This is a genomic window from Streptomyces sp. NPDC002790, from assembly GCF_040295505.1.
Classification (GTDB): Bacteria; Actinomycetota; Actinomycetes; order Streptomycetales; family Streptomycetaceae; genus Streptomyces.
This window is the reverse complement of record NZ_JBEOVM010000038.1, coordinates 45,885-56,244: the sequence shown is the minus strand read 5'-3', so window position 1 is coordinate 56,244 and position 10,360 is coordinate 45,885. Positions and strand designations below refer to the sequence as shown.

Genomic DNA, 10,360 nt, shown 5'->3' with positions numbered 1-10,360 from the left:
CGGTGTTTTACCAAGTGTTTGTTGGAGGGCCCCCCGCGGGGCTGTCCCTTTGTGTTGTCGGAGGGATATACTAACATGTACCCCTGGCGCAGGGGGTGGGGCCCGCCCCGCCGCTCGTAGCCGGCGGCGCGCGACTCGGCGAGGCGGTCCTGGCGGGCCACGATGTCGTCCTGGCCCGGGTAGTTGGTGCCGTCGGCGAGCCAGATCTTCAGGTCCTTGGAACCCGTCGCGTCCATGATGTCGACGCATTCGAGCAGGTGGTCCAGTGCCTTGCGGCGCACCTTCGGGTCCGGGTGGCAGACGCTGCCGAACTTGTAGTCGTCGTCCTGGAAGGTGTTGGAATTGACGGTGCCGAGCTCGACTCCGCGCTCCTTCGCGTACGCCGACAGCGCCGCAAAGTCGTCGACCCTGTCCCACGGGATGTGCAGCGCGACCTTCGGGGCGATGCCGGTGAACTCATGCACCTTCGCCGCGTCGTCGAGCTTCTCGCGGGGCGTGCGGGGCACGCCGGCCTGGGCGAACACCTTGAACCGGGTGCCGGAGTTGCCGTAGCCCCAGGAAGGCGTCTCGATCCGCTGGTTGGCGAGTGCGGCCTTCACGGCAGCGATGTCAGGCATGTCCACCTCTGAGTACACGGGTCTGCGAGCCGTCTGCTGAATGGTCTGCTGAATCGAGTGTGAATCGATTCATTGTGCAGCGAAGCTAGTCCCCCTCGTGGAGTGCGTCAAGGGGGTGGACCGCGCCTCTCTCGCGTTACGGAATCGTGTCGTACGTCGACGTATTCCGGCTGTTCAGACCCCTTGACCGCGGCGCCGGTGCGTGGCTAGCTTCCGGAACGTTTCACTGAAACATTTCACGGGATCGTCTGGAGACCTGTCATGACGCCACCTGAACCGGAGACCACTCCGGTGCTCGCCCTGGAGGGGGTGAGCAAGTCCTTCGGTGCCGTGCGCGCCCTGCGTGGTGTGTCACTGAGCCTGCACGCGGGCGAGGCGCACGCCCTCGCCGGTGAGAACGGCGCGGGAAAGTCGACGCTCATCAAGGCCCTCGCCGGGGTGCACCGCCCGGACACCGGGACGGTTCTGCTCGACGGCTCCCCGGTCGAGTTCCACGGCCCGGCCGACGCCCGCGACGCCGGTGTCGCCGTCATCTACCAGGAGCCGACGCTCTTCCCCGACCTGTCCATCGCCGAGAACATCTTCATGGGCCGCCAGCCGCGCCGCTCCTTCGGCCGCGTCGACCACACCACGGTCAAGGAGTCCACCGCGGCCCTGTTCAAGCGGCTCGGCGTGGAGCTCGACCCGGACCAGCCGGCCCGCGGCCTGTCCATCGCCGACCAGCAGCTCGTCGAGATCGCCAAGGCGCTGTCCTTCGACGCCCGCGTGCTGATCATGGACGAGCCGACCGCCGCGCTCACCGGCAGCGAGGTGGCCCGCCTGTTCGGCGTCGTACGGACGCTGCGCGAGCAGGGCGCCGCCGTGCTGTTCATCTCGCACCGCCTCGAGGAGATCTTCGAGCTGTGCCAGCGGGTGACGACGCTGCGCGACGGCGCGTGGGTGGCGAGCGAGCCGGTCGACGGCCTCACCGAGGACGAACTCGTACGCCGCATGGTCGGCCGCGACCTCGACGAGCTGTACCCCAAGCAGGTCACCGAACTCGGTGAAGTCGCCCTCAACGTAAGCCGGTTGACCCGCGAGGGTGTGTTCACCGACGTGTCCTTCGAGGTGCGGCGCGGCGAGATCGTCGGCCTCGCCGGGCTCGTCGGCGCGGGGCGCAGCGAGGTGGCCCGCGCCGTGTTCGGCGTCGACCGCTTCGACGGCGGCGAGGTGGAGGTCCTCGGGCAGAAGCTCAAGCCCGGCGCGCCCAGCCTCGCGATGCACGCGGGCCTCGCGCTCGTCCCCGAGGACCGGCGGGCCCAGGGCCTCGTGATGGACATGTCCATCGAGCGCAACATCGGGCTCACCGGCTTCGCCGACACCTCCCGCGCGGGCCTCATGAACCGCAAGGCGGAGCGCAGCCGTTCGCTCGACTGGTCGGTGAAGCTGCAGGTCAAGTACGCGCGGCTCGCCGATGTCGTCGGCACGCTGTCCGGCGGCAACCAGCAGAAGGTCGTTCTCGCCAAGTGGCTCGCCACCGGCCCGCAGGTGCTCATCGTCGACGAGCCCACGCGCGGCATCGACGTCGGCACCAAGGCCGAGGTGCACCGACTGCTCTCCTCGCTCGCGGCCGAGGGCGTCGCCGTCCTGATGATCTCCTCCGACCTGCCCGAGATCCTCGGCATGGCCGACCGGGTGCTCGTGATGCACGAGGGCCGGCTCTCCGCCGAACTGCCCCGCGCCGAGGCGACCGAGGAGTCCGTGATGGCGGCGGCGACGGGGAGGGTGGCGTGACCACCACCCCCGTGCGGCCCGCCCGCACCGCAAGGAGCACGACATGACCATCACCGCACCACCCGTACGCGAGGACTCCGCGCCACCTCCCACGGCTGGGCGGCGGCTGCTCGACAAGGTGTTCAAGGCGCGCGAACTCGCCGTCGCCGCCGTGCTCGTGGTGATGCTGCTCGCCACGCAGGTCTCCAACACCGAGTTCCTGTCGCAGCAGGGAGTCAAGGACCTCCTCCTGAACGCCACCATCCTCGTCCTCGTCGCCACCGGACAGGCGATCGTCGTCATCACCCGCAACGTCGACCTGTCCGTCGGCTCGGTGCTCGGTATCTCCGCCTTCGCCGCCGGTGACTACCTTCAGGGCGGCGGCAGTTCACTGATCGCCGTCGTGTACGCCGTCGCCATCGGCACCGTCTTCGGCGTCCTGAACGGCGCCCTCGTCAGCCTCGGCAAGGTGCCCGCCCTCGTCGTCACGCTCGGCACGCTGTACGTGGTGCGCGGCATCGACTCCATCTGGGTCGGCTCGCAGCAGATCGTGGCCGCCGACCTGCCCGACGCCTTCGTCGACTTCGGCCACGACGGCATCTGGATCGTGCCCTACCTGGCGCTGCTCGCCGTCGCCGTCCTGCTCTGCGTCGGTTACTACTTGCGCAGCTACCGCAGCGGCCGCGAGATGTACGCGCTCGGCTCCAGCCCCGAGGCCGCGAACCTCGCCGGCATCCCCGTCCGCAAGCGGATCATGACCGCGTACGTGCTGTGCGGGGCGCTCGCCGGACTCGCCGGCGCCCTGTACCTGGCGCGCTTCGGCAACGTCGACTCCGGCACCGGCAACGGCTACGAACTCACCGTCGTCAGCGCCGTCGTCGTCGGCGGCGTCGCCTTCACCGGCGGCGCGGGCACCGTCTACGGCGCCGCCCTCGGCGCCCTCCTCCTGACGTCCATCAACAGCGTGCTGCCCGCCATCGGCGTCAGCTCCGTCTGGGTCACCGCCATCAACGGAATCCTGCTGCTGCTCGCCATCGCCGTCGACCGGATCGTCGCACTGCGGGTCGCCGCCGTGCTGCGCAAGCAGGCCGCACAGATGAGGAGCGCCCGCCATGCGTGACGCCATGCGTAAGAACTCGCTTACAGGAGCGGTTCGTTGGGACACCGCCGTCGGCGCCCTGCTCATCGTGCTGCTGCTCTGCTCGTTCGCGTTCGTCGACAACTTCGGCAACGCGCTGAACCTGTCGTTCCTGATCGGCAACACCCTGCCCATCGCGATCATCGCGCTGCCGATGACGATGCTGGTCATCTCCGGCGAGGTCGACTTGTCGGTCGGCTCCACGGTCGGCCTGTCCGGCGCCGTGATGGGCGCGCTGTGGAACAACGGCATGGCCATCGAGACGATCATCCCGCTGTGCCTGCTCCTCGGCGTCGTCTGCGGACTGATCAACGGGCTGCTCGTCACCCGCCTCGGCCTGCCCTCGCTCGCCGTCACCATCGGCACCATGGCCGCCTACCGCGGCATCGCCCAGATCGTCCTCGGCTCCGACTCGGTCACCGACTTCCCCTCCCAGTACCTGGACTTCGGCGCGAACCGGATCGGTGACACCTTCATCCCGTACGCCGCCCTGCCCTTCGTCGTCCTCCTCGCCATCGCGATCGTCGTGCTGCACGCCACCCGCATGGGTCGCTCCCTCTTCGCGATCGGCGCGAACGAGGAGGCCGCCCGGTTCGCCGGGGTGCGTGTCAAGCGGCTCAAGCTGTCGATGTTCGTCACGACCGGAGTGCTCTCCGCGCTCACCGGTGTCTTCTGGGCCCTGCACTACGCCAGCGCCCGCTACGACAACGCCACTGGGCTCGAACTCTCCGTCATCGCTGCCGTGTTGCTCGGCGGCATCGATTTCGACGGCGGCAAGGGCACCCTCGGTGGCGCCATCGCCGGTGTGTTCCTGCTCGGCTCGCTGCAGAACGTGATGAGCCTCCTCAACGTCTCCGCGCAGTCCCAGATCGTCGTCACCGGCGTGCTGCTCGTCATCTCCGTGCTCGCGCCGCGCGTCGGCCGCCAGATCGCGCAGGCACGGTCCCGCAAGAAGACGGCGGCAGCCGAACCCGCACCTGTCGCCCCATAGCCCTACGTCCCGTACTCCCTAAGGAAGCGCCATGAACGCTCGCACCCGCCGGCTGACCGCCGCGCTCGCCGTCACCACCGCCCTCGTCGTGGGCGCCACCGCCTGCGGCGGCACCACCAAGTCCGACTCCAACAAGGAGGACGCCAAGTCGGCGGCCGCGGGCAAGGCCGACCCGAACGCCAAGACCAAGAAGGGCCTCACGGTCGCCTTCCTGCCCAAGCAGGTCAACAACCCGTACTTCACCACCTCCGACACCGGCGGCAAGAAGGCGCTCACCACCCTCGGCTCGAAGTACAAGGAGGTCGGCACCAGCTCCGGCACCGACACCTCCGGGCAGGTCTCCTACGTCAACACCTTGACCCAGCAGCAGGCCGACGCCATAGCCGTGTCCGCGCAGGACCCGGGTGCCCTGTGCACCGCGCTCAAGCAGGCGATGAAGAACGGCGTCAGCATCGTCACGTACGACTCCGACACCAAGGTCGACTGCCGCAACGCCTTCGTGTCGCAGGCCAGTGCCGAGGACCTCGGCCGCACCCAGGTGCAGCAGATCGCCAAGCAGATCGGCAACAAGGGCGAGATCGCGGTCCTTTCGGCGGCCCAGACGGCCACCAATCAGAACACGTGGATCAAGTACATGAAGGACGAGCTGAAGAAGCCCGCCTACAAGGACATCAAGCTCGTCACGACCGCCTACGGGGACGACGACGCGCAGAAGTCGTTCCAGCAGACCCAGGGCCTGCTCCAGGAGCACCCGAAGCTGAAGGGGATCATCTCCCCGACCACGGTCGGCATCAAGGCGGCGGCCCAGTACCTCTCCGGCTCGAAGTACAAGGGCAAGGTCAAGCTGACCGGCCTCGGCACCCCCAACGACATGCGCGCCTACGTCAAGAACGGCACCGTCGACGCCTTCGAGCTGTGGGACCCGGCGAAGCTCGGCGCGCTCGCCGCGCACACGGCCGTCGCCCTGGAGTCCGGGCAGATCACCGGCAAGGCGGGGGAGAAGTTCACGGCCGGTGACATGGGCGAGTACACGATCGAGAAGGACGGCGTCGTGACACTCGGCAAGCCGACCGTCTTCAACAAGTCGAACATCGACGACTACAAGTTCTGAGCGGGAAACGACACATGAGTGACATGCAGCGCGTCTGCTTCCTGCTCAAGGTCAGGGCCGAGCGCATCGACGAGTACAAGGCCCGCCACGCGCACGTATGGCAGGAGATGCAGGATGCCCTCTCCGCCACCGGCTGGCACAACTACTCGCTCTTCCTGCGCGAGGACGGACTGCTCGTCGGCTACCTGGAGACGGAGGACTTCGACAAGGCGCGCGCCGCCATGGACGCCACCGATGTCAACGCGCGCTGGCAGGTCCAAATGGGCGAGTTCTTCGAGGCGTTGGACGGGCAGGCGCCCGACGCCGCGATGTGCCCGCTCACCGAGGTCTTCCACCTTGCGTGAGCGTCCCGCCGTGGGCATCAAGGACGTCGCCCGGGAGGCCGGTGTCTCCGTCGGCACCGTCTCCAACGTCCTCAACCAGCCCGACCGGGTCTCCGGGCCCACGCGTCGACACGTCCAGGAGGTCATCGCCCGACTCGGCTACGTACGCAGTGAGTACGCCCGCCAACTCCGGGCCGGGCAGAGCCGGATCATGTCGCTGCTCGTCCTCGACATGGGCAACCCGTTCTTCGTGGACCTCGCGCGCGGCGCTGAACGCGCCGCGCGCGAGGCCGGGCTCGGCGTGATGGTGTGCAACAGCGCGCAGAGCCCGTCGGTCGAGGCCGAGTACCTCTCCATGTTCGCCGAACAGCGGGTCCGCGGCGCCCTGATCACCCCGGCCGACCCCAGCGGCGCGACGCTCCGCGCCTTCCGCCGCCACGGCATCCCGTACGTCGTCGTGGACCGGGTCGCCGGCGACGAACCGGGCTGCTCGGTGGCGGTCGACGACGTGGCGGGCGGCACGCTCGCCGTCCGCCACCTCGTCGACGCGGGCCACCACACCGTCGCCTACGTCAGCGGCCCACCCCACCTCAAACAGGTGCAGGACCGCCGCGAGGGTGCCCACAAGGCACTCGCCGAGGCGGGCCTCCCCGTGACCGCGCTCCACGAACTCCCCACGGACCGCCTCGACGTGGCGGCCGGCCGCGACGCGGGCGCCCGCCTCCTCGGCCTGTCGCACCGCCCCACGGCCGTCTTCTGCGCCAACGACCTCCTCGCCCTCGGCGTCCTCCAGTCCCTCTACGCGGCGGGGGTCCGGGTCCCCGAGGACATGTCGCTGGTCGGCTACGACGACATCGAATTCGCCTCGGCCGCGACGGTCCCCCTCACCTCCGTCCGCCAACCGGCCACAACCCTCGGCGCCATCGCCGCCCACCTCCTCCTCCAGGAAACCGGCCCCCATGCGGCGGAACACCACCACGAACACATCGTGCTGCGCCCGGAGTTGGTGGTGCGGGGGTCCAGCCGGGCAGTGCGATGACGGTCACCGCACCGAACTCGTCACCCGATACCTCCCCGGCGACAGCCGGTACGTGGCCACCTTGTCCGCGAAACCCTCGAAGCGCACCCCGGCCGCCTTCGACAGTGGGGTGCGGCCCTCGCGAACCGCGTCCGCCGCGACGGCCGGCAGGGACAGTGTCGCCTCGGTGTTGGCCGGGACGGCGGCCTCGTAGGACAGGGTGCCGTCGGCCGACAGGGACCAGGAGCTGGTGATGTCGCCGTAGGGGGAGAGGTGGCGGGCCTCGACCTGTGTGATCTTTCCGGTCGGGTCGAGGTGCGGCTGGAGGCGGAAGCGTTGGAAGCCGGGGTGGTCGGGGTCGCCGGCGATGCCCGCCATGTACGTGTACATCCACTCCATGATCGCGCCGTACGAGTAGTGGTTGAAGGAGTTCATCTCCACCGGGCCGAAACCGTCGTCCTTGGAGTAGGAGTTCCAGCGCTCCCAGATCGTCGTCGCGCCGTTCTTCACCGAATAGAGCCAGGACGGCATGGCGTCCTGGTGCAGCAGCTTGTACGCGAGGTCGGGGCGGCCCTCGTCGGTGAGGACCGGGGCGAGGACGTTCGAGCCGAGGAAGCCGACCGAGAGGGTGTTCTCCGCGTAGTCGACGCGGGCGCTGTCGGGGTGGGCGGCCTTGTACGCCGCGTCGTTGCCGATGTTGTCCGCCAACAGGCCGACCAGAGCGCGGCGTTGGGCCTGCGTGTCGTAGAGGCCGAGCTTGAGGACCCAGAGGAGGGCCGACTGGCTGTTGTCCTCCGGGTCGCCGCCCATGACCGGCTTGCCGCCGAGGCTCGACCGTACGGTTATCTTGGCGCCGTCGACCGCGATGTACTTCGCCATGAAGGCGCGGCGGATGCGGGCGAAGAGATCCTCGTACGCCTTCGACTCCGAGGTCCGGCCCGTCGCGCGCGCCATCTGTGCCATCAGGCGGACGCTGTACGCGTAGTAGACGTCGCTCATCAGCTGGGTGCCGGTGTTCTGGAAGGCGAGCCAGTCGGCGAAGATCGCGCCCTGGCCCGCGTAGCTGTCGCCGCCCTTCTTCTTGATCCAGTCGATGTAGTGGGCCATGGCGTCCCAGCTGCGGTCGATGATGGTCCGGTCGCCGCTCATCTGCCACACCGTCCACGGCACGACGACCCCGCAGTCCGCCCAACCACTGCACGGCTCGGCTGCGTTGTACCGGTTGCCGGGCGCGACCGCGGTGAACTGCGCGCCGTCGACGCCGTACGTCTTCTGCGACTCGATCAGGATGTCCTCGAAGTGGCTGAGGAAGGCGACCGAGTCCGTGTTGTAGAGGCCGGTCATCGAGAACACCTGCGTGTCGCCGGTCCAGCCGAGACGCTCGTCGCGCTGCGGGCAGTCGGTCGGCACCCACAGGTAGTTGCCGCGCTGGCCCCAATGGACGTTGCTGATCAGCTGGTTGATGTCATCGTCGTTGGTCGTGACGCTGCCGGTCTCGCGGAGGGCGGAGGTGGCGACCCTGCCGGTCAGGTCCGAGACGGTGACCTCGGCGTCCTTGGTGGTCACCGCCACCGACACGTAGCGGAAGCCGTAGAAGGTGAGTGTGTCCTCGTGTGTCTCGCCCTCGCCGCCGGAACTCTTGTCGCCGCCGGCCCCCTTGAGGATGTACGTGCTCGTGGCCTTCGCCGAGCGGAGGTTCGCGCGGTAGAGGGAGCCCACCGGGCCGTCCGCGCCCTTGCTGTCGTCGTTGAGCATCTCGCCGAACCTGACGACGACTTCGGCTCCGGCGGGCCCGCGCAGCGTGTAGCGGGGGACGCCGACCATGTTCTGGCCGAGGTCGAAGACGGCGGTGTCACCGGGACGCAGGGTGACGGGTCCTGGCTTCCCGCTGGTGGAGCGGGCGGGGTCGGGGACGACGCGGCCCTTGCCGTTGGCGCTCGACTCCTCGCCCGTGACCTCGGAGTAGACCGTCACCGACTCGGGCGCGCGGTCCCACTTCTCCATCAGGCGGGCCGTCTCACCGGGGTAGGCGGTCAGCTTGGCGTCCGGGTACGTCGCGGCGTAGCCGACCTCTTCGACGTCCGACCAGGTGGACGCGTCGTAGCCGTTCGCCGTCCAGCCGGTGAGTTCCTTGCGGGCGTCGTAGGTCTGGCCGTCGTAGATGTCATCGGCGCGATAGGGGCCGGTGTCGGTGGCCTTCCATCCTGCGCCAGGCTCGGTGACGACGCTCTGCGTGCTGCCGTCGGCATACCGGACGAGGAGCTTGGCCTTGAGGGCGAGCGGATTGCCGTCCTCGGAGTAGTACTTGCTGCCCTCGGAGACACGCGCGTTGTACCAGCCGTTGCCGAGCACGGCGGCGAGCGTCACGTCACGGCTGCCGCCGCGTGTGACCAACTCCGTGACGTCGTACGTCATGTAGTTCACGCTCGTGTCGTAGTTGGTCCAGCCCGGGGTGAGCAGTTCGGCCGTGCGGCCTTCGCCCTCGGGGACTTTGACGCGCTCACCGTTGACGTACGCCTCGTAGACCCCGAGCGCCGTCACGTACAACCGGGCCTCGCTGACCCGGCCCTTGCGCAGTGTGCTCTGGCTCCGCACGAGGGGCGCGCCCGCAGAGTTGGGCTTCTTGCCCTTCATGCCGATCCACTGGGCGCCGTCCCAGCGGGTGACGCCGTCGGTGCTGAGCAGGGCGGTCTCGAAGCGGGCGGCGGAGGAGGTGCCGACCTCGCGGCCGTCCGCGTCCCACACCGTGACGGACCACAAGTACCCCGTGGACGGCTCCAGTTCGGGCCCGTCGTAGGGCACGGCCACCGAGTCGGACGACGTCACGCGGCCGCTGTCCCACACGTCGGGGCGTGCGAGCCGCGCGGCGCTCGACGCCACTCGGATCCGGTACGCGCCCTGCGTCAGGCCACGCCGCCGCGAGTCGAGTCGCCAGCCGAAGCGGGGGCGGGTGGCGTCGGTGCCGAGCGGGTCGACGCGGTGTTCGGTGGTGAGTCCGGTGACCGCGCCGATCGGGGGAGCGGGGAGGGCGGCGGGCCCGGTGGAGGTCGCCGCGGTGGCGGACGGGGCCGCGGTCGCGGCGAGGACGGGCACCGCGCCCGCGCTCGCGGCGAGGACGGTTCTGCGACGTATGTCGCTGCGCATCTTGGGGTGTCCCTTCGTCGGTGAAGGTGTTCCGGTTCAAACGATTCAGGTTCTCGGCCCAGGAGGCAAGAGGCGTGCGTGAGGTAGGGCCTCGGTGTGCGTGAGGTGTGGGCGCACTACTGGTGCGACAGGACGAGCGGAGGTGGGTGTAGGGGAGTGGCGTTCCGCCTGCTGGGCGAGCATGGATACCGAAACGATTCACTCGGTCGTCCGGTGCGTCGAACACCAACCGGGCACAGCCACGTACACTCCGACTGCCGCACCAG

General features: G+C 69.1%; 7 protein-coding genes and 1 pseudogene. 6 read left to right on the top strand and 2 right to left on the bottom strand.

What is annotated here, in order from left to right; all coding sequences use genetic code 11:
- A pseudogene (locus ABT004_RS19140) lies at nt 1–617 on the bottom strand (L-rhamnose isomerase); the annotation flags it as partial.
- A 261-nt stretch (nt 618–878) separates the two neighbouring features.
- Between ABT004_RS19140 and ABT004_RS19135 the strand changes: the two are divergent.
- From ABT004_RS19135 to ABT004_RS19110, 6 genes are read left to right on the top strand one after another with little or no spacing between them, the layout of a single operon-like run.
- Nucleotides 879–2,390 (top strand): sugar ABC transporter ATP-binding protein, encoded by a 1,512-nt coding sequence (locus ABT004_RS19135; protein ID WP_351338114.1) that lies wholly within the window; start codon nt 879–881, stop codon nt 2,388–2,390.
- A 43-nt stretch (nt 2,391–2,433) separates the two neighbouring features.
- Nucleotides 2,434–3,489, top strand: coding sequence for an ABC transporter permease (locus ABT004_RS19130; protein ID WP_351338112.1), 1,056 nt, complete (start codon nt 2,434–2,436; stop codon nt 3,487–3,489).
- Nucleotides 3,482–4,498 (top strand): ABC transporter permease, encoded by a 1,017-nt coding sequence (locus tag ABT004_RS19125; RefSeq protein WP_351338109.1) that lies wholly within the window; start codon nt 3,482–3,484, stop codon nt 4,496–4,498. Before ABT004_RS19130 ends, ABT004_RS19125 begins: the two co-directional genes overlap by 8 nt.
- 31 nt (nt 4,499–4,529) lie before the next feature.
- Nucleotides 4,530–5,609 carry a rhamnose ABC transporter substrate-binding protein gene (gene rhaS / locus ABT004_RS19120; protein ID WP_351338107.1) on the top strand — a complete coding sequence of 360 codons (1,080 nt, stop codon included), beginning with the start codon at nt 4,530–4,532 and terminating at the stop codon, nt 5,607–5,609.
- 23 nt (nt 5,610–5,632) lie between these two features.
- Entirely contained in the window at nt 5,633–5,953 is a 321-nt protein-coding gene (locus tag ABT004_RS19115; protein WP_351338131.1) for an L-rhamnose mutarotase, read from the top strand.
- A complete protein-coding gene (locus ABT004_RS19110) occupies nt 5,946–6,971 on the top strand; it encodes a LacI family DNA-binding transcriptional regulator (RefSeq protein ID WP_351338104.1) in 1,026 nt (341 codons plus the stop codon). The genes ABT004_RS19115 and ABT004_RS19110 overlap by 8 nt, the downstream gene beginning before the upstream one ends.
- Before the next feature lie 3 nt (nt 6,972–6,974).
- On the opposite strand, the gene ABT004_RS19105 is transcribed toward ABT004_RS19110, so the two are convergent.
- A complete protein-coding gene (locus ABT004_RS19105) occupies nt 6,975–10,094 on the bottom strand; it encodes a family 78 glycoside hydrolase catalytic domain (protein WP_351338101.1) in 3,120 nt (1,039 codons plus the stop codon).
- Between the last annotated feature and the right edge of the window lie 266 nt (nt 10,095–10,360).

Excerpts from the sequence above, each read along its gene's own strand:
- ABT004_RS19135 (WP_351338114.1), top strand. The coding sequence starts at position 879 with ATGACGCCACCTGAACCGGAGACCACTCCGGTGCTCGCCCTGGAGGGG.
- ABT004_RS19130 (WP_351338112.1), top strand. The coding sequence starts at position 2,434 with ATGACCATCACCGCACCACCCGTACGCGAGGACTCCGCGCCACCTCCC.
- ABT004_RS19125 (WP_351338109.1), top strand. The coding sequence starts at position 3,482 with ATGCGTGACGCCATGCGTAAGAACTCGCTTACAGGAGCGGTTCGTTGG.
- rhaS (WP_351338107.1), top strand. The coding sequence starts at position 4,530 with ATGAACGCTCGCACCCGCCGGCTGACCGCCGCGCTCGCCGTCACCACC.
- ABT004_RS19115 (WP_351338131.1), top strand. The coding sequence starts at position 5,633 with ATGCAGCGCGTCTGCTTCCTGCTCAAGGTCAGGGCCGAGCGCATCGAC.
- ABT004_RS19105 (WP_351338101.1), bottom strand. The coding sequence starts at position 10,094 with ATGCGCAGCGACATACGTCGCAGAACCGTCCTCGCCGCGAGCGCGGGC.